Genomic DNA, 19,652 nt, shown 5'->3' on the forward strand with positions numbered 1-19,652 from the left:
CACGTCAGGTTTTAATCGTCGCATGATTCGCATTCAGAAGCACTACCTACTGGCGGCCGGCTTATTACTCCTGCTGGAAGTTTTCATCGCCTTGTATGTACACGATAGCATCATTCGGCCCTACGCCGGCGATTTTCTGGCCACTATTTTCCTCTATAGCCTCGCCCGGGGCTTGCTGAAGGCCGCACCTGGAAAAGTGGCTTTGGGCGCACTTCTCACTGCTTATATCATTGAGGCTTTGCAGTATGTAAGCCTGCTGAGCTGGCTGGGCTGGCAGCATTCACGGGTGGCGCGCATTGTATTGGGCACCCATTTTGAGTGGGTCGACCTGCTGGCTTACACGCTGGGAATTGGGCTGGTGCTAGGTATTGAGGGACTTTTTAGCTCAATCGGCTTGCACAGGCTGCGGCAGCAAAACAGCATTCCACTATAAAAACCCCGAACGCGGAGCAGCAAATTCATGTTCTGCGGCCCATAATGCCCTATTTTTACTCCAAAAATCAGCCTATGAAACCCTATTTTTCCGCCGTATTCACGCGCCTTTTTTTATTAACGATACTGGCCTCCGCTGGCCTGTTCACCACCGCCTGCAAGAAGGACGACCCCGAAATCCCAGATTACAGCGCGGTTGACCAGGAAACCATTACGAATTACCTGACGGCTAATAACATTACCACGGCCCAGAAGCAGCTCTCCGGCCTTTATTTCCTGCCGGTCAGAACAAATCCGACAGGTACTAAAGTGACTGTCGGCTCCTCGGTGGCGGTGCTGTATACCGGCCACTTACTGGATGTTGCTGGCACTGTGTTCGATGCATCTTCCAGGCATACTAACCCTCTTTTAACCTTCGTGCTGGGCGCGGGCCAGACACCTCGGGGCTTTGAAGAGGGGATTTCGCTGATGCACGTTGGGGATAAGGCGGAGCTGCTGATACCCTCTGCGCTGGCCTTCGGCTCGTCATCAGGCCAGAACCTTCCGGCAAACTCGGTAGTCCGCTTTGAGGTAGAAGTAATCGATGTTCCGGTGTACGATGACAATCTGATTACCAGCTACCTGACCACTAAAAATATCACGACCGCCCAGAAACAGGCTTCCGGGCTCTACTTTCTGCCCATCACCACCAACCCCGGCGCGGCGCGGCCGGTCATTGGGAACACGGTAACGGTGAAATACATCGGGCATTTTTTTGATGCGACCGGCACGGTATTCGATGCCTCCCCCATTAACTCGCCACTAGTCTTCAAATACGGGACTAACCGTCTGGTTCCGGGCTTTGAAGAAGGTATTGCCCTGATGCACAAAGGCGATAAGGCGGAACTGCTGCTGCCGTCGGCGCTGGCCTATGGGGTGCAGGGGACTTCCGGCAGCATCGGTCCCAATACAGCCATACGCTTTGAAGTGGAGGTGACGGACATTCAGTAAAGCGAATGACAAACGAAAACGCGGAGCCGCGCTACCGCACCCGGGCCAGCAGGGCCGCGTGGTGGGGGGCGCGGCTCAGCATTTCCGCATTGCCGAGCAGCACGAGCTGCTGACGGGCCCGGGTGAGGGCCACGTTCAGCTTGCGGTCGACCTGCCCGGTTTCGTCGGGTGACACCATTAGTTCGAGTTGGTGCTCGTGGTGGCAGCAGAAGCTCACGATGATGACCTCGCGCTGGCTGCCCTGGTAGCGCTCCACGGTGTCGACGCTGATTTGCGCGAGGGCCGGCAGGGCCAACTCGCGGGCCAGCTGCGCCAGCCGGGCGCGGATGCGCGCCGCCTGGTTGCGGTAGCTGGCGATAATGCCGAGCGTGGTTTCGGGGTTGAAGGTAGCGGCGTAGCCCTGGGCCACGTAGGCGGCAGCACGGGCGGCCAGCTCGGCTTCCTGGGCCGATTCTTTCATGGATAAATCCTCGGGCTGGCGCTGGGTGGACACGAAAACCACCCGCTGGCGGCGCAGCGCGGCCGTGAAATCATCGGAAGCAGCGGGCCAGGCGGCGCGGTCGAGCGGGGCGGCCTGCCAGGGCAGCGGGCAGCGCAGCTGGCCTTCGTAAAAGGCCTGATTGACGAGCACGGCCAGTTCCTGGTGCATGCGGTACTGGTCGGCGAGGGTGCCGTGGGCGTGGGGCCACTGCGCTTCGGCCCGCCGGAACAGGCGCTCGAAATAGGAATTGCGCAGGTTGGTGAGGCCGAGGTTTTCGCGCAGCAAGTCGGCCACTTCGGGGGCGATGGCGCTGGTTTCGGGCTCCTGGGCCACCACGGCGGGCAGCTGGCGGTGGTCGCCGATGAGGATGAACTTCTTCACCTTGGCCAGCAGTGCCAGCATCGGCGATTCCAGCACCTGGCTGGCCTCGTCCACCACCGCCACATCGAACTGCTTGAGCATGAACAGCTCGGGCTTGCCCAGCAGACTGGCCACCGTGCCCACGTAAAACGGCGTGCCGGTGAGGCGCGCGCGCACGGTCTGGCGGCTGCCGCAGTCGGCAATCATGGCATCGAGCAGGTACGGCCGGTACTGCGCCGACGTTCCCAGCCGCGAGCCCACCCGAATGAAGGGCAATTTCGCTTCCACCAGTTGCTCGCAGATTTCGTCCACGGCGCGGTTGGTGTAGGCGGCCAGCAGCACCTGCTTGTCTTGTTTGTAGAGGTTAACGGCCAGCTCACGTAGTACGCTGCGGGTCTTGCCGGTGCCGGGCGGGCCGCAGAGCACAAACCAATCGGGCGCGGCCAAGGCGCGGGCCACCACTTCGGTGGCCGTGGTGGCGGGCGGGGCGGCGGGGCTCCAGCCCTCGGGCTCGCGCGGACCGGTGCGGGCCAGCAGGCGCTTGCGGCGCTCCGGGCTCAGGCCGAGGAAGGACGAGAGGCCGGCCCACTCGCGCCGGAAGGTATCGTAGGTATCGGGCTCCAAAGCCCAGTGCGAGTGCCCCAGCAGGTAGCGCGGGGCCATGCGGCGGTTGCGCACGCTAAGCACCACGCGGCCGTCGGCCCCAAGGTCTTCGGCCAGCACCACTTTCACCACCTGGGCATCCAGCACACTGAGCGACTGAGTGGCGGAGTGACTGGGTGAGTTTTCAGCCGCTGCTCCAGGGGCTGAAGCCGCAGCAGTTTCGCGGGCGTTGCGGCGGCGCGGGTAGAGAATGAGCGTGTCGCCGGCGCGGAAGTTGACCTCACGGCCACCGGCCGGGCGCTGAAAAATGAGGTGCGGGCCGAGGCCATCGCGGGCGTCGTCGGGCGCACCGCTGTGGTCTTCGATTAGCTCCAGGTCATCGAGCAGGCTGAAGTTCTGGTATTTGCGGGCCTGGGGCAGCAGCCAGAGGCCGGCCTGGCCGCCGGCATCGCCGGGGCGGGCCTCGTCGCCAAGCAGGGTGAGGCGCATTTCGCGGGCCGAAAAGCGGGCCAGTTCCAGACAGTAAGCGCGCTCCACGGGGTCGGCGGCGGCCCAGGCGTTGGCTACTTTTTCGGCCTTAGCTTTGCCAAAGGGTGGCAGGGCCGTCAGGTTAGGGTGCAGCACGGGCGCCAGCAGGTGGGCCGTCTGGCGCGGCCCGGTGGCACGGGCCAGCTGCAATTCGGTGCCCACGAGCTGGTTGCGGGCCGAGAGCAGCCGGTCAATCAACTCCTGGTCCTGGTCGACGCGGCGCACGGCGGGCTGGCCGCTGGCCGCGTTGGAATACAGGATGCTGGTGCGGCCCCGGCCGGCGGTTTCGCCATCGGCCCCGAACACTGATTCCAACAGCAAACGGTAGAGCTGGGCCTGGGCGGCGTGGTTGGTCCAGGGCTCGGCGTGGGGCACTTTGGTCGAGCTTTTGAGTTCGATGAGGTCGTAGCCGGTGCTGCTTTCGTGCAGTAAATCGAGCCGCCCCTGCAAGCCATAGGTGGCCGAGAGGAAGGTGGGTTCGAGGAAGCAGTCGGCCAGGCGCAGGGGCTCCTGCTGGTAGCCGGTGCGGCTGGCCGCCACGAAGCCCAGGGCGCGGGTTTCGCGCAGGGTACGGTGGTGGCGGCGCAGGTCGTTCAGCAGCTCGGGCACGCCGGTGCGGGTCTGGAATTCGGGCAGGGTGCTGAGCGAAAGCGGAGCGGAGCGGAAAAGCCGGCCCCGGAAGAACGTTTCCAGGTCGAAGTCCTTGGCTGTTAGCTGCTCCTCGTCAGCAGTAAGTGCAAATTGTGAAGTAGCTACGGCTGCTGAATCAGGAGGTGCAGAAGCTGCTTCCGGTTCGGTCGCGATGATGTGGCCGGCCAGTTTCGCCAGCCGCTCCCGCTGCTGCTTTTTTGCCGTGGCTTCCAGTTTGGCTTTCAACTCTTCCTGCCGCCCGGCGTGGCTTACTTCCTCGTCCAGCAGCAGGTTCACCAGGTTTCCGAGCACCAGTGGGCGCGAAATATCATCGGGCAAAAAGGCATTCAGCAGCGCCCACTCGGGGATGGTGCCGTCGCGCTGGGCGCACTCGGCAATGGTGGTGACGCTGATGAGGTAGTCGGGTTCCAGCACCACGCGGCGGGCGCGCACGCTACCATCGGCCAATAGCACCGGCCCGATGAGGTGCAGCGTGGGGTGCAGCGCGGCGGCCAGTGGCAGCACGTTTTCATACGCCGCGGGCAGCACCAAGCCAAAAGGACCGGCGGGGCGGCCATCGGCGGGCGCGGCCATCTCCACGGTGAGCGCACCGGTGGCCAGGTCGGCGTGCAGCACCCGCACGCGCCAGGTGGTGTGGGCGGCGGCTTCGGGAATGTGGGTGGTGGCTGTTTCAGCCGTTTCGGCGGGCGCGAGGGTGGCTTCGGCGCTTGGCTGGGGCAGCGCGGGGCCGGCGTAGGCCGCGCCGGTCAGGTGCAGCACCAGCGCCGCCACGGCCGCAAAGCCGTGGGCGGCTTCGGCGCGGGTACCGGCGTAGCTTTCGTGCACCACCAGGTTGGCGGCCAGGCGCAGGGCCTGCAGCTGCTGACGCAGGGCGGCGGGCAGCTCGTGCACGTAAGCGGCCTGCCCGATGGCCTGGTTGAGGTCGATGAAGGGGGCTTCGCGGGCCTTGCAGTCGTCGCGCAGCACGGTTTCGAGCAGCTTGCGCAGCTTGGGGAGCTGGTCGGCGGGCGCGGCGGCGGGGTCGGCGGCCAGCGCGGCGAGGTGGGAGTAGTAGCGAGTGGGCATCGAACAGGTAGAGAAATAGCGGCCGGACTTATAAAAGTAACGGTTTTCTGCTTCCAACCGGCCCGCTGCCGGCCGGGCTAGCGGGCGGCGCTCAGGCCCGCGGGGGCGGCCAGCGGGCCTTCCTCGTACATGTTCAGGTAGAGCTTGAGGGGCTGCTTCTGTCCCTTCCAGGTGATGGAATACACGTCGAGCTGGCCTTCGTTGTCGATGCCGGCGCCGACAATTTTAAACGCGCAGCAGCTGCCTTCGTGCTCGTACTTAAGGGGTTCGCCTTTGGGGCCGAGCAGGGCATTGAGGTAGCGCTGCTGGTTGCGCACGCCGGCCTCGCGCCCGCCGCCGACCCGCACCGGGTTGTTTGCCGTAAAGCCGTACGTGTCGTCCGGGCTGGCGGCCTGAATCAGGAAGGGCAACACGCCGCTGCCGCCTTTTTCGTGGAGGCCTTCCGATACCGCTCCGCCGTAGGTGGGCGGGGTTTTCGGGCGGGCCGTTTCGCAGCTCCACAGGCTCAGCGCCCCGAGCAATAAGAAGCTGCTTTGTTTCATTAGTTGAATTTTCTTCATGCGTACGTCTTTGTTTTCCTGGGTTGACAATTTGCAAATAACTCGCCGCCGCCCATTGTTTCGCGCCCTGGCCCTCGGCAGCGGGCTTTTTTGGAGCGTGGCCACGGCCGCCCAAACGCCGGCCGTCACCCCCGATTCGCGCCTGCCCGGCCTGCTGGCGGAGCGTAAATCCCTGACGGACCGCTACCGCGAAGCCAGCGCCCAGCGCCACAGCCTGTTCGGCAACAAGCCCTCCAAAAAAGACCTGCAGGAAGTGGTGGACGCCCTGCAGGGCATCGTGGACAAGGACCAGCAAATCGTGGACGTACTCAACCAAGCCGCTCAGCAGGCCACCACCACCTCGGCCCGGCTGGCCGCGACTACTACCCACCTCGAAACCAGCTCGCGCGACGACCGCAACCTCACCGCCCAGCGCCTCTCAGAGCTTACCAACGAAACCGAAAACCTGCGCCAGCGCGAAAAGCAACACGTTGCCAAACAACGAGACCTCGAAGCCGAAGTGGCCGAAGCCAAGCAGGGCCACTTCGTGCGCGACGCCCTGATTGCGGGCCTCGCCGTGCTGTGCGTGGGGCTGGTGGTGGCGCTGCGCCGACGCCGGTAGGCGTACTTTCGGGGCATGTCGACCACGTTTCCGTTTCAGCTCGCTCCCGCCCCGCCCCCCATTTCGCCTGAGTACCAATTGGTAATTTTTGCCGACGTGGGCGGGCTTGAAGACTATTACGCCTTGTTTCAGCACTTCGGTTTTGGCGGCACGGCGGCTTCGTGGGCCGAGCACCTCGAAACCATTGTGGAGGAGCACTGCCCGGCCTTACTCAACGAGCTGGAATTCACTGAAAGCGGCACGACCTTCGTGGCCTACGCCGCCAGCCCGGCCATTGCCGAGCAGTTTTTGGCCTGTGTCCGGCCGTATTTTGGCTCGCTCACGCTGCTGCGCAAGTACCTGAGCCAGGCCGACCCGGCCGACTTTTTCGCGTAACCCTACATCTGTCATCCTGAGCGGAGCGAAGGACCTTATCACGCCAGAGGATTCCAGTGTGATAAGGCCCTTCGCTCCGCTCAGAATGACAGACGGATTTAAGGCAGCTATGCCCCAAAATCCCTGCTATTTTTGGAGCCTGCCCCGCCCCACATGATTTCCTATTCCGAAGCCCAGGCCCTCGCCCTCATCACCGACCCCGGCACCCTCAAACGGGGCCAGGAGCTGCTGAAGCCCGCCAAATGGACCAACCTGGGCCGCACCGAAACCGCCGCCTGGGGCGACTGCGCCGGCAGCGGCAGCAAGCCCTACCTCACGGGCATCGACCTGACGGAGCCGGCTTTCAAGTGCAGCTGCCCCAGCCGGGTTTTTCCCTGCAAGCACGGCGCAGGCCTGTTGCTGCTCATGGCCCGCCAGCCGGAGCTTTTCGGTGGCCATACGCCGCCCGCCTGGCTGGCCGAATGGCTGGAAAAGCGCCAGCAAACCCAGGAGAAAAAGGCCGAAAAACCGGCTGCTAAGGTCTCCAAAACGGCAGCCGCGGCTGAATTGCTGGCCGACGAAGCAAGCCCGAAATCAATACCTGATTTGGAAGCGTCGCAGGGAGGAAAAGAGAGCGAAACTCCCCCGTTAATTCCAGCTGTCGACCCCAAACGCCTGGCCCGCATGACTGCCGGCGCGGAAGACTTCATGGCCTGGCTCGAAGACCTGATGCGTGCCGGCCTGGCCACGCTCGACAAGCAGCCGGCCAATTTCTGGGAAAGCCAGGCCGCCCGCCTGGTCGATAACCAGCTGCCCGGCCTGGCCGCCGCGCTGCGCGACCTGGCTACCGCGCGCCACGCCCACGCCGACTGGCCCCCGCGCCTGCTGGGCCGCCTCGGCGAGCTGTATTTGCTGGCCCGGGCCTTCCTGAATCTGCCCAATCTCGCCCCCGATGCCCGGGCCGACGTGTTGCAGCAAGTTGGCATCAACCTGAAAAAAGAGGACCTGCTCGCCACCGCCGCGCCCGTAGCCGATGCCTGGCGCGTGCTGGGCCAGTTCCGCTGGGAGGAGGACCGCCTGACGGCCCGCCGCACCTGGCTGCACGGCCGCAACACCGGCCGCACGGCGCTGGTGCTGGAGTTTTCCTTCGGTAGCCAGCCATTCAACACGCCGTTCATTCCGCACGGAGCTTATGTGGGCGAGTTAGCCTTTTATCCGGGCTTGCTGCCATTGCGGGCCGCCCCGGTCAATGTAAAATTCGATGGCACAGTACCCGCCAGCGCCGTGCCGGCGGGCAAATCCATTAGCCAATTGCTGGATGAGTACGCTACCGCCCTCGCCCGCCAACCCTGGCTGCGCGAATGGCCCGTCACCCTGACGCAGGTGCTGCCTGCCCCTTTGCCCGACGGCGGCTGGCTACTGCATCACGCCTCCGAGCCGCTCACGCTTCCCCTGCGCTTCGCCGACGAAAACACGCCCTGGCAGCTGCTAGCCGAAAGCGGTGGCCAGCCCATCGCGCTTTTCGGCGAATGGGACGGGCAAGCGTTCCGGCCGCTCAGCAACTGGAGTTTGGGTGCAAACCCACCCGCCGACGCCCTCGCTGCCAAACCTAAAGATGACGCGGGCACCATGCCCAGCGGCACCGCCCTTTTGGCACCAGCACCGGGGGCAGATGTTTCGCCGAACGTGGTTGGCGCGCCGGCCTGGCCGCAACTGCTGCGCATTGCCCTGCTTGGCACCCGCCAAAGCGGCGAACCCATCCCGGCCTTTCCCGCCACGGTCGATTCGACCGAGCAGCAGCTGTTGCTGGCGGCCGGCACACTGGCCCTGATGCGGAAGGCCGGCCACCGGCCCGCCCCCCCCGCAGGGCCGCTCCTGGCACCCGCCCCGCCCGAGTTGCTGCCCGCCGTGGGGCCCAAAGGCACCGACCACCTTCACCAGATGCTCGTCAACTCGCTGCATCTCGAACTATTGCCCGACTACCTCACCCGCCTCGCTGGCCGCGACTTGCGCGTTCCGCCAGCTCTGCTGGTGCCACTACTGCACCACGCCACGCGCTCCGCCGAAACCCGGGCCGCGCTGGGGCCGGTGCTCGGGGCCCGGGGCAACTGGCTGGCGAGCATTAATCCTGCATGGGCTAAGCTGACGGAAAGCTTGTCCGCCCCGACTGCCGACACCACCAACCTGGCTACCTGGGAAACCGGCTCACCCGCCGCCCGCCTCGCTTGGCTCCAGCAGCATTTTGCTGAAACCCCGAATGCGGCCCGTGCCTTGCTGCTGGCCGCACTTCCCTCCGAGCCGGCCAAAAGGCAGGAAGCGCTGCTTGATATGCTGAGCCAGCACTTGCACCCCGACGCCGAGCCGAGCCTCGAAGCCCTACTCAAAGCGCGGGGCCAGGAGGTGCGCCGCCGGGCGTCCGAGCTGCTGGTGCAAATTCCCGGCGCGGCCCTCACCGAGCGGCTCTGGGCCCGCGCCGCGCCGCTCATATCCGCCAAGCGCAAGCTGTTGGGCCTGGGCAAACCCGCGCTGGAAATCACCCTGCCCACGGCCTGGGACAAATCCTGGCTGCTCGACGGCATCGAAGAAATAACCGGACGCTTCGAGTACCGCATCAGTACCAGCATTGGCCTCCAAACCTCGCTGGGCCCAGCTGCCGGCCGCCTCGGCAACCTGGTAGGGTTGCTGCCGCCCCAGCGCTGGACCGCGCATCTCGGCCTCACGCCCGGCGAGCTGCTCGCGGCGGCGCTGGCCTCCGAATGGGCGCTGCCGCTGCTGCCCAGCTGGGCGCACAGCACCTTGCTGCACCGCGACGCGGCATTTGCCGGTGCTTTCCTGAAGCTGTGGCAGGAAGAATTGCCCGCCCTCGACAAAGCCAATTGTGTCCGCGGCATCGAATGGGGCTTGCTGGCCGCCTTGCTGCCAGCGTCCGACCAGCGCACCCTCTTGCTCGCACCCACTATTGAACGCGTGCGCCGCCAGCAGGCCGACTGGACCCTGGGCCTGGATTTTGTGCCCGCACCCTGGCCTCGGACCCTTAGCAGCGCCGTACTGGAAACCATTGCCGGCCAGCTAACCAAAACGGCCGTGCTGTACGAATTCAACGCCCCGCCCTACAACCTCCGGCAGCTAGCCTGGCTGCTGCCCCAAACCGTGGCCCCCAACCTCGCCCCCGCCGATGCGGTCTGGGCCATTCAGCAGGTCGAAGGCATCGAGCAGGTCCACTCGGCGTTCCAGCCTCAGCTCCATACGTTTGTCGATACCCTGCGCTTCCAGGCCGATTTAGAGAAGTCGCTGAATGAGTGAAAGAACGTCATGCAACGCGCCTCCTGTCATCCTTCGCTGCGCTCAGGATGACAGACGATTGGATTAGCATTGCGGTAGAGATGCTTCGACTTCGCTCAGCATGACGCTTTAAAATTCCAACTCCTACCTCCACACCCTCCTACCCCCATACCCTATTAAACATGACCCTCCTCCGCCCCCACGCCGAAGACCTCTACGCCGAAGAGCTCGCCGCCCTCAAAGCCACCGACCAGAGCCGCCCCAAGCCGCCCGGCTGGCACCTCTCGCCCTGGGCCGTGGTGACGTACCTGCTGGGTGGCAAGCTCGATAACGGCTTCGAAATCGAGCCCAAATACATCGGCCAGCGGCGGCTGATGGAAATTGCCGTCGCCACCCTGGCCACCGACCGCGCCCTGCTGCTGCTCGGCGTGCCCGGCACGGCCAAAAGCTGGGTGAGCGAACACCTCACCGCCGCCATCAGCGGGCACACCAACCTGCTGGTGCAGGGCACCGCCGGCACCGCCGAAGACAGCCTGCGCTATTCCTGGAACTACGCCCGCCTGCTCGCCGAAGGCCCCTCCCTGGCCGCCCTGGTGCCCAGCCCGCTCTACAAGGGCATGGAAACCGGCCAGCTCGTCCGCATCGAAGAGCTGACCCGCATCCCCTCCGACGTGCAGGACACCCTGCTCACCATGCTCTCCGAAAAGGTGCTGCCCATCCCCGAGCTAAGCACCGAAATTCAGGCCCGGCAGGGCTTCAACGTCATTGCTACGGCCAACGACCGCGACCGCGGCGTGAACGAGCTCAGCAGCGCCCTACGCCGCCGCTTCAACGCCGTGGTGCTGCCCTTGCCCGCTACCCTGGCAGAGGAAGTCCACATCGTGCAAACCCGCGTGGCCAAGCAGGGCCAGGCCCTGCAGCTGCCCGTTGAAGCTCCTGCGCTGGAGCAAATCAGCCGCCTCGTCACCATCTTCCGCGAGCTGCGCCAGGGCGTGACGGACAACGGCAAAACCAAGCTTAAGTCGCCCAGCGGCACGCTGAGCACCGGCGAGGCCATTTCGGTAATGAACTCCGGCCTGGCCCTGGCCGCCTACTTCGGCGACGGCACCCTGCGCGCCCACGACCTGGCCGCCGGCCTCACCGGCGCCGTCATCAAAGACCCCGCTCCCGACCGCGTGGTCTGGCTCGAATACCTCGAAACCGTGGCCAAGGAGCGGGATGGCTGGAAGGATTTGTATCGGGCGTGCAGGGAGGTGGTGGAGTAGAGCAACCGCTTGGCGTGTGTAATTCTCTTGGCAGTGACATCCAAGTCTGCGAAGTCACTTTTCAAACAATCCGTTATTATGTAGTCCGTTATGGAATTCGCCTTTCTCCTCCTTACCGCCCTATTCGCTGGCAGCGTCCCCAAGCCCCCAGCAGCTACCAAAGTAGCCGTTGGCATAAAAGCCGCAACAGCACCACATGAGCTCATTATAGTCAATCAACAGATATGGTATTTAGCTGCCAACGGCAAAATTACCATTTACAATACCCAGGGAGTTAAACAGACCATCCCGTCGGTCCAGACGGTAACCGCCAAACATATCGCAAACGCTGGGAAAGACGTCGTTGCCCAAATCAGCAATAAGCTTCAGCGCTGGAGCAGCAGCGATAAAACGTGGCGGGAAATTGGAAATCTGGAAATTCCCGTGTTTGCCCTGGCAGTCAATAGTAACAATCAAGTGTATGCCATTACCCCCAAAGGCGTATTGGATACTAACAAAAACACCTTTCATCTGCCCGTCTCATCGCCCAATGACCAAATACGACAGTTACAGGAGTTATCAACACCTGCCACTTATTTTATGGATAATCAGGACAATTTATGGCTCGGGTATGGCTATGGTGAGTGGGGAGGTAATATATTCACCTACAGCACCAAGTCACATAAGTTTGTTAATTTAAAATTCAATGATTTTCAAATTAATCTCAGCCCTATTAAGTCTTTTTTCCAGCTTAAAAATGACGTTGGTGTTTCTTCCGGGCTACAGCACATGATGAATTCTGGGGCCATAACCATCTTTCACAATTTTAGTGCTCAGCCTATTTATAATAGCCGAAGGGAAATTGATGCAGGTACGCAAGAAAGCCGTGGAATAAACTTTAACCAATTACCCTATATCGGGCCGGCCATGTACGAAGCTGGCTCTGAAGAAATTTATTTTTACGCCAACAAGGGCGTATTCAAAGGGAAAGCGGGAAGTAACCTTTCCAAATTAGGTAATTGGCAATTAGTATTTACGCCAAACCTGCATTGGCGTAGTGGGCAGCCGGATGCCGTTGGCTCTCCGATGAATGTGCTTAAAATGCTGTCGTTGGGTGATGGCAAGTTAGCATTGTTGACCCAAGACGACGGGGTCGGAATATGGAATGGCACTTCATTCAAACTACTACCTTGACTGCCTCCCGCTTATATTAAGCAGGATATCTTTTAACGTCATTCAGTAGGATATCTGCCCGATACAGCTCCGTGTCGGCGCTGTTCAGCGCGGTTTCGGCCCCCACCGTCGCGCGAACGGCGTTTGGCACCGGGTTATCTGGCCTTCCTAATTCACCTCGCTATGCCCACCGACCTCCGCCTGTTCGGCATTCGCCACCACGGCCCCGGCAGCGCCGCCAGCCTCGTCGCCGCCCTCGAAGCCTTCCGGCCCGACATCGTGCTGCTGGAGTGCCCCGCCGATGCCGAAGCCGCTCTGGCCACGGCTACGCACCCGGAGCTGGTGCCGCCGGTGGCCCTGCTGGTGTACAACCCGAAGCAGCAAGGGCAGGCCTCGTTTCTGCCGTTTGCGGAGTTTTCGCCGGAGTGGCAGGCGGTGCAGTGGTGCGCGAAGAACGGCGCGCACGTGCGGTGCATGGATTTGCCAATGAGCCTGCGGTTCGCCTTTGGCAGTGAAGAATTAGGAAGGAAGAATGAGGTATTGGCTCCGTCCGCTCCTACTGCTTTTATTCCAGAAACTGAGCCAGCGGCAGAAACAGAGGACCCTAATTCCTCATTCTTCCTTCCTGATTCCTCATTAATCGAAGCGCCCAGCGTAGCGTCCGACCCCGTCGCCTACATTGCCCGCCTGGCCGGCTACACCGACTCCGAGCAGTGGTGGGAAACCCACCTCGAACACGCGCCCGGCCACGCCGACACCTTCGCCGTGGTGCTGGACATGATGACGGCCCTGCGCGAGGAGCTGCGCCGCCCCGAAACCGAGGAAACGCTGCTCCGCGAAGCCTTTATGCGCGAAACCCTGCGCGCCACACTGGCCCAGGGCTACCCGCGCGTGGCGGTGGTGTGCGGGGCCTGGCACGCCCCGGTTTTGCAGGCCGAGCTATTCAAAAAAGAAGACAAAGCACGCCTGAAAGGCCTGAAGAAAGTCCCCACCGAAACCACCTGGATTCCGTGGACCTACGAGCGGCTGTCCTTCAGCTCCGGCTACGGCGCGGGCGTACTCTCGCCGGCCTGGTACGAGCTGCTATTTGCCCAATCCTACCGGCCAGGGCCCAGGGCCGAAGTCCTGACGCACTGGATGGTGCTGGCCACCCGCCTGCTGCGCGGGCAGGACGTGGGCGCCTCCTCGGCCCACGCCATTGAGGGCGTGCGGCTGGCCGCCGCCCTGGCCGCCGTGCGCGGTCTGGCGCTGCCGGGCATCGATGAATTGCAGGAAGCTGCCGTGGCCATCCTGGGCGGGGGCTACGCCGAGCCGCTGGCGCTGGTGCACAAGGAGCTGGTGATTGGCGTGAAGCTGGGCGAGGTGCCCGCCGGCCTGCCCGCTACGCCCTTGCAGCAAGATTTGGCCCAGCAACAAAAAACCCTGCGCCTCAAGCCCGAAGCCATTTCGAAACCACTGGATTTGGACCTGCGCCAACCCGCCCAGCTCGACCGCAGCCACCTGCTGCACCGCCTGCGCCTGCTCGACATCAACTGGGGCGAGCCCGAGGAAGTAGCGGGCAAAAGCGGCACCTTCCACGAAATATGGACGCTGGAATGGGAACCCGAAATGGCCCTGGCCGTGATTGAGGCCGGCCGCTGGGGCAATACCGTGCTCGCCGCCGCTGCCGCCCGCGCCACCGCCCGTGCCGCCGAAGCCACCACCCTCGAAGCCGTGAGCAAGCTACTGGAAGAGGCTTTACGCGCCGACCTCGGCCCGGCCATTCCGGCGCTGGTGGCCCGGCTCGAAACCATCGGAGCCGGCACCCGCGACGTAACGCACCTGCTGGCCGCCCTGCCCCCGCTGGCCCAGGTGCTGCGCTACGGCAACGTGCGCCGCACCGACACGCAGCAAGTGGCCCAGGTGGTGCACCAGCTGGTGCCGCGCCTGTGCATCGGCCTGCCCGCCGCCTGCGCCGGCCTGGATTACGATGCCGCCAAGCCGCTTCTGGAGCGCATCGAAGCCACCCACCAGGCCATCCGGCTGCTGCAAAACGAAAGCCACGAAGCCGACTGGTACGCCGCCCTGGCCGCCGTGCAGCGCCACATTGCCACCAACGGCCTGCTGGCCGGAGCTGCCGCCCGCCTGCTCTTCGACGCGCAGCAGGCCGATGCCGCCGCCACGGCCGTCGCCCTCGGCCTGGCCCTGGCTCCCGCCCAGCCCACCGACTACGCCACGGCCTGGATTGAGGGTTTCCTGCGCGGCTCGGGCCTGCTGCTCATCCACCACCGCGAACTGTTCGACCTGCTCGATACCTGGCTGGGCGAGCTCAACGAAGAAACTTTCCGCGAAATCGTGCCGCTGCTCCGCCGGACCTTCACCGACTTCTCGCTGCCCGAGCGGCGGCAGATTCTGGAAATTGCGGGCACGGATGCGGCCGCACCGGCAGCGGCTACGGAAGCCGATTTTGACTGGGAGCGCGGGGCGCGGATGCTGCCGGGGCTGCGGGAGCTGCTGGGCGTTTAGTAGCGCTGCTTTATTTTTCAGCATGAACCTGACCACCTACTACGATGCCATGCGCCAAGCGGCAGTGCGCCAGCTAGCCGGAGGCGAAGCGGAGCTGGATGGGCTGATTGATTCGCCAAACGACCACCGGCGGGGCGTCACGCTCCTGGCCCGCCCGCCGGCTTCCATCGCGGCCCGCATCGAGGAGATGCTGCTGGATTTTCGGCGCGCCGAACCCGACCAGTATTACTATCCGGCTGCTGACATTCACGTCACCATTCTATCGATAATCTCCTGCTACGAGGGCTTCACGCTGGATTTGATTGCCCCGGCCGACTATCAAGACGCCGTGCGCAGCATCCTGCAATCGAGCGCCCCGTTCACCATAAGCTATGCGGGCCTGACCGCCTCGCCGGGCAGCATCATCGTGCAAGGTTTCCCGGAAGGCGATGAGCTGGAAAAACTGCGCGACGCAACCCGCCGCTTCTTCCGCGGCTCCGGGCTTCAGCAGTCCATCGACCAGCGCTACAGCATTCAAACAGCCCATTCCACGGTCATGCGCTTTCGTAGCCCACTGCAAAATCCGGCGCGGCTGCTGGAAAAGCTGGCGAAATACCAGACGCATTTTATCGGCTCATTTGAGATTGATACGGTGGAATTGGTTTACAACGACTGGTACCAGCGCGCCCGTAATACGGTGTTGCTGGAAAAATTTCCACTCGGGGCGCCAGCTCATCCCCACTCCTTCTCCCCCTCTGCCTAACGCTTCATTATGTCCGCCACTCCTTCCCGCTGGAAACTCGTGCTCGGCAGCGCTGCTGATGCGCAAAACGCCGTGCCGATGCCGCCTGACTACGGGCGCATGGACGACGTGCTCACCGCCCTCTACGACGGCGATAAGGCCGAGCGTAAGGCGGGCCTCGGCGGCTCGGCGCCGCGTGTGAGCCGCTGGCTGGGCGACATTCGCGAATATTTTCCCACCGAAGTGGTGGCCATCATGCAGCAGGATGCCATGACGCGCCTGGGCCTGAACCAGCTGCTGCTGGAGCCCGAAATCCTGCGCACGGTGCAGGCCGACGTGCACCTCGTGGGCACGCTGATGTCGCTGAGCCGGGTGATGCCGCAAAAGGCCAAAGCCACCGCCCGCGAGGTCATCGCCAAAGTGGTGCGCGAATTGGAAAAGAAGCTCAGCAACCCACTGCGTCAGGCCGTCCAGGGCGCATTGAGCCGGGCCGTGCGCAACCCGCGCCCCCGCTACCACGAAATCGATTGGGGCGCGACCATCAAAGCCAACCTCAAGCACTACCAGGTAGCCCACAAAACCGTGATTCCCGAGCGGCTGGTGGGCTTTGGGCGGCGCGGGCAGGCGCTGAAGGAAATCGTGCTCTGCGTGGACCAAAGCGGCTCCATGGCCTCTTCGGTGGTTTATGCGGGCGTATTCGGGGCGGTGCTGGCTTCGCTGAAAGCCGTGAAAACGCACATGGTCGTTTTCGATACGGCCGTAGTGAACCTGAGCGAAAACCTGCACGACCCGGTGGATTTACTATTCGGCGTGCAGCTCGGTGGCGGCACCGATATTAACCTGGCCCTCACCTACTGCCAGCAGCTCATCACCCGCCCCACGGATACCATTCTCGTCCTCATCACCGACCTCTACGAAGGCGGCAACGAAAAAGAAATGATAAAACGTGCCGCTTCCCTTAAAGCGGCCGGTGTCAACCTCCTGGTGCTGCTGGCCCTGAGCGACGACGGCGCGCCCAGCTTCGACCGCCGCGTGGCCGAGCAGCTGGCGGCGCTGGACATTCCCAGCTTTGCCTGCACCCCGGCAAAGTTTCCGGAGCTGATGGCGAAGGCCATGCAGGGGCAAAAGCTGGAAGTACTGTAGCGTGGACGCTGCGAGTCCGCTTGCTGACCGAACGATGCACGGGGTTCTTTCGGAGCTTGTCGTCCAGGCTTGCTTCAGGCAAAATCAAACGCCTTGCTCCACTTGGAGCACACCCAGCGGCAGGGCATGAAAGTCGGCGTACTGCCGGGCCGCCGCGGCCAATGCCTTTTGGGGCACCGCTTCCCCACCAAAGAAGCTCACAGCAACATCCACCGCGCCCTTTTTGAGCGTGCGTTTCCAGGTGCCCGCTATTTGCCCATCCACTACCACCATGGGCTTGAACACACCATTGCCGCCGGGCACCACTTTCGACGCGTGTTCGGCCGCCAGTACCGCTTGCCGGTCCTTGTAGCCCAGCAGGTACTCATCGAAGCCCGGCAGCAGCTGCACAGCCCCAGCCGCCGGAGCAGCGACGCTTTCACCAGCAGCCAACCAGTAGGTTTTATCTGCCACTTTTTCCCAAGCCAGGGCCGGCTGTGCGGCTTCGAGCCCCTGCCGGGCATCGGCCAGGGTAAGGCCGGCCCAGTTGGCGAAGTCGTGCACGGTGGCCGGGCCGTGGCTGCGGAAATAGCGCCGGGCCAGCTCGGCCAAACCGTCGTGGCGGTCTAATTTTCGCGCATTCGGCACCCATTCGTTCAGCAGCACAAAAGTTTGCTGCCGCTCCAGCAGCGGCCCGAAACAGATGTGCCCCAGCTGCGCCGTGTGGCCCAGCAAATGGTAGCCGCGCTGCCCCTGCGTGCTGATGCCGGCTTGTTCCAGCGCCTGCATCATGCTGGCCCGCGTGAGCCGCCGACCGCCGCTCAGGGCTTCGTAAAATACGGTTTTGCTGCGTTCGATGGTGGCCGCGTCCAGCTCCAGCTGGCGCAGACGGGCGGTGAGGCCCTGTAGCACCCGGGGGGCCATCAGCTGCACCATCCAGGCGGCGTCTTCGGCTGGCACCAGGTGCAGGGTGCCCCGCATGGGCCAGGTGAGCACCAGTTGCCCATCGGTAATGGCCTGCTCGACGGCGGCCAGCGCGGGCACCTGCGTGCGCAGGCCCACCGCCCAAACGGCCTGCCCGTAATCCTGGGCTTGCAGCGCGCCCATCCACCGCACTACGGCAACCGGGTCAGGGCACTTGCTACCGCTGATGCGTTGGTTGAGCAGGCGCAGGCGGGCAACTTCCGGGGGTGTCATCCTATACATCAATTCCGGCTTAGTGCCCGAAACCGAAACCGCGCTAAAAATACGGGCAGTGCCCCTTTAATGCTCCGCCGCCGCCGCGGCATTGCCACCGCGCAGCAGCTGGCCCAGGGCCGCTTCATCGTCGCGTTCCAGCGCTACTTCGGCCTGGAGGTTTTCGAGGTCGCGCTGCACGCTGGCCACGGCCAGGGTTTTGCCCCCGGCCCGGTAGGCAACCGAGCATTTCTGCTGCCCTAAATCACCGCTCACCGCCGCATCGTCCCACTGCTCGGCGTGGCCCACGTAGCGAACGGAGAGGTTGTAGTGCTTGCTCCAGAAGAAGGGCGCGGCGTCGAATTTTTCGCGCTGCCCCAGCATGTTGCGGGCGGCCGTCTGGCCCTGGCGCTGGGCCACCACCCAGTGCTCCACGCGAATGTTTTGGCCGGAGTGCGGGTCGGGCCAGCGGGCAATGTCGCCGGCTGCGAAGATGCCGGGGGCGCTGGTTTCGAGGTATTCGTTCACCGTCACGCCCCGGTCGATAGCCAGGCCGGCGGCCTCCGCCAGCGCCAGCCGGGGCCGCACGCCGATGCCCGCCACCACCAAATCGGCAGGCAGGCGCGCACCATTCGCCAGCACCACCACCCCTGCTTCGATGCGCTCGGCTTTTTGTTCGAGGTGGAAAACCACGCCTTTTTCCTCGTGCAGCTTCCGCACCATCTCGCCCAGCTCCGGCCCCAGCACCTTCGCCAAAGGGGCTTTATCGGGAGCAACTACGTGCACTTCCAGGCCCAGGCCGCGCAGGGCGGCAGCCACTTCCAGCCCAATAAAGCTGGCCCCCAGCACCACCGCCCGCTGCGCCCCCCGGGCCCCGGCCACAATGGCGCGGTGGTCGGCCAGCGAGCGCAGCGTATGCACCTGCGGCAGGTCGTGGCCCGGAATATCGAGCGGCACCGGCGCGGCTCCCGGGGCCAGCAGCAGCGCCTCGTAGGCGTGCGCCGAACCATCGGCCAGCAGCACGCGCCGGCCGGGCACGTCCAGTGCTGCTACCTCGCCGTGGACTACCTCAATTTTATGCCCGGCGTAAAAGCCAGCGGGCCGTAGCGCCACCGGCTTTTTCTCATCGGCCGGGAAGCTTTTGGAGAGCATTGTGCGGTCATAGGGCGCTTCGGCCTCGCCGTCGAGCATTGTAATACGGCCCTTGTAGCCCTCGCGGCGCAGCATTTCGGCCGCCGCGCTGCCCGCCGCGCCCGCGCCCACAATTAACACAGCAGCCGGGTGCGCCGGAATTTCGGCTGCCGATACGGGAGCCAGCGGGTCGCGCTCCAGCTTACTGGTGATGTAGGCGCGGCCATCGCGCTGTTCCACCGTCCAGCACGGCAGCGGGTCGAGGGCCGGGGCGCGCAGGGCCGCACCGGTGCGCAGGCTGAAACAGGCGTGGTGCCAGGGGCAGCGCACGGTTTCCCCATCGAGCAGGCCCTTGCCGAGCGGCGCCCCCAGGTGGCTGCATTTGGCCGTAATGGCGAAGATTTCGGCTCCGCGCCGGGCCAGCAGCACGGGCTCGCCGTGGGCGTGGCCGGTGGTCATGGCGCCATCGGCCAGGTCGGCGAGGGCCAGGCCATCGGTCACAAAATCGGGGCCGGTGAGGGGCGGAGTGGTGGGAGCAGCCATATCGTTTCGGGAGGTATGAGCAGTTGCGAAGGTGCTTGTCATACGGGCCGCGGGGCTCTTTAGTGATACCGCCGGGCTTGGCGGGCCGGCCGCTGTGCTTCCACCCGTGGCAATGAGGCTTACCAGCTCC

Annotated in this window: 14 protein-coding genes; 10 read left to right on the plus strand and 4 right to left on the minus strand. The window is 64.0% G+C overall.

Translation table 11 applies throughout. From position 1 onward, the window contains the following. Positions 1-22: 22 nt before the first annotated feature. Positions 23-433: a ribosomal maturation YjgA family protein gene (locus ACYU7Q_RS03835; RefSeq protein ID WP_460608111.1), complete on the plus strand. Its 411-nt coding sequence runs from the start codon at positions 23-25 to the stop codon at positions 431-433. A gap of 74 nt (positions 434-507) precedes the next feature. Beyond that, positions 508-1,422 (plus strand): FKBP-type peptidyl-prolyl cis-trans isomerase, encoded by a 915-nt coding sequence (locus ACYU7Q_RS03840; RefSeq protein WP_460608112.1) that lies wholly within the window; start codon positions 508-510, stop codon positions 1,420-1,422. Positions 1,423-1,453: 31 nt separating this feature from the next. Here the strand turns inward: ACYU7Q_RS03840 and ACYU7Q_RS03845 are convergent, their stop codons facing one another. Next, entirely contained in the window at positions 1,454-5,110 is a 3,657-nt protein-coding gene (locus ACYU7Q_RS03845; protein ID WP_460608113.1) for a DEAD/DEAH box helicase, read from the minus strand. 77 nt (positions 5,111-5,187) lie between these two features. Continuing rightward, entirely contained in the window at positions 5,188-5,670 is a 483-nt protein-coding gene (locus ACYU7Q_RS03850; protein ID WP_460608114.1) for a hypothetical protein, read from the minus strand. Positions 5,671-5,701: 31 nt separating this feature from the next. On the opposite strand from ACYU7Q_RS03850, the gene ACYU7Q_RS03855 reads away from it, so the two are divergent. The 8 genes from ACYU7Q_RS03855 to ACYU7Q_RS03890 all read left to right on the plus strand — a co-directional run bounded on the left by ACYU7Q_RS03855 (position 5,702) and on the right by ACYU7Q_RS03890 (position 16,693). Beyond that, positions 5,702-6,271 (plus strand): hypothetical protein, encoded by a 570-nt coding sequence (locus ACYU7Q_RS03855; RefSeq protein ID WP_460608115.1) that lies wholly within the window; start codon positions 5,702-5,704, stop codon positions 6,269-6,271. A 15-nt stretch (positions 6,272-6,286) separates the two neighbouring features. Beyond that, entirely contained in the window at positions 6,287-6,646 is a 360-nt protein-coding gene (locus ACYU7Q_RS03860) for a hypothetical protein (RefSeq protein ID WP_460608116.1), read from the plus strand. A 153-nt stretch (positions 6,647-6,799) separates the two neighbouring features. Continuing rightward, the gene (locus tag ACYU7Q_RS03865) at positions 6,800-9,928 is read left to right on the plus strand and encodes a DUF5691 domain-containing protein (RefSeq protein WP_460608117.1); all 3,129 of its coding nucleotides are present in this window, start codon (positions 6,800-6,802) and stop codon (positions 9,926-9,928) included. A gap of 161 nt (positions 9,929-10,089) precedes the next feature. Further along, positions 10,090-11,172, plus strand: a complete 1,083-nt coding sequence (locus tag ACYU7Q_RS03870; protein ID WP_460608118.1) for an ATP-binding protein — start codon at positions 10,090-10,092, stop codon at positions 11,170-11,172. A 90-nt stretch (positions 11,173-11,262) separates the two neighbouring features. Then, positions 11,263-12,345: a hypothetical protein gene (locus ACYU7Q_RS03875; protein WP_460608119.1), complete on the plus strand. Its 1,083-nt coding sequence runs from the start codon at positions 11,263-11,265 to the stop codon at positions 12,343-12,345. 162 nt (positions 12,346-12,507) lie between these two features. Continuing rightward, positions 12,508-14,829 carry a DUF5682 family protein gene (locus ACYU7Q_RS03880; RefSeq protein WP_460608120.1) on the plus strand — a complete coding sequence of 774 codons (2,322 nt, stop codon included), beginning with the start codon at positions 12,508-12,510 and terminating at the stop codon, positions 14,827-14,829. A 22-nt stretch (positions 14,830-14,851) separates the two neighbouring features. Next, the gene (locus ACYU7Q_RS03885; protein WP_460608121.1) at positions 14,852-15,571 is read left to right on the plus strand and encodes a 2'-5' RNA ligase family protein; all 720 of its coding nucleotides are present in this window, start codon (positions 14,852-14,854) and stop codon (positions 15,569-15,571) included. 9 nt (positions 15,572-15,580) lie between these two features. Continuing rightward, the gene (locus ACYU7Q_RS03890) at positions 15,581-16,693 is read left to right on the plus strand and encodes a vWA domain-containing protein (protein WP_460608122.1); all 1,113 of its coding nucleotides are present in this window, start codon (positions 15,581-15,583) and stop codon (positions 16,691-16,693) included. Positions 16,694-16,777: 84 nt separating this feature from the next. On the opposite strand, the gene ACYU7Q_RS03895 is transcribed toward ACYU7Q_RS03890, so the two are convergent. Further along, on the minus strand, positions 16,778-17,869 hold the full coding sequence (locus ACYU7Q_RS03895) for a winged helix DNA-binding domain-containing protein (RefSeq protein ID WP_460608123.1): 1,092 nt from the start codon (positions 17,867-17,869) through the stop codon (positions 16,778-16,780). A gap of 66 nt (positions 17,870-17,935) precedes the next feature. Continuing rightward, a complete protein-coding gene (locus ACYU7Q_RS03900) occupies positions 17,936-19,522 on the minus strand; it encodes an FAD-dependent oxidoreductase (RefSeq protein WP_460608124.1) in 1,587 nt (528 codons plus the stop codon). Positions 19,523-19,652 lie beyond the last annotated feature (130 nt).

It is taken from the genome of Hymenobacter terrigena (genome assembly GCF_054776515.1).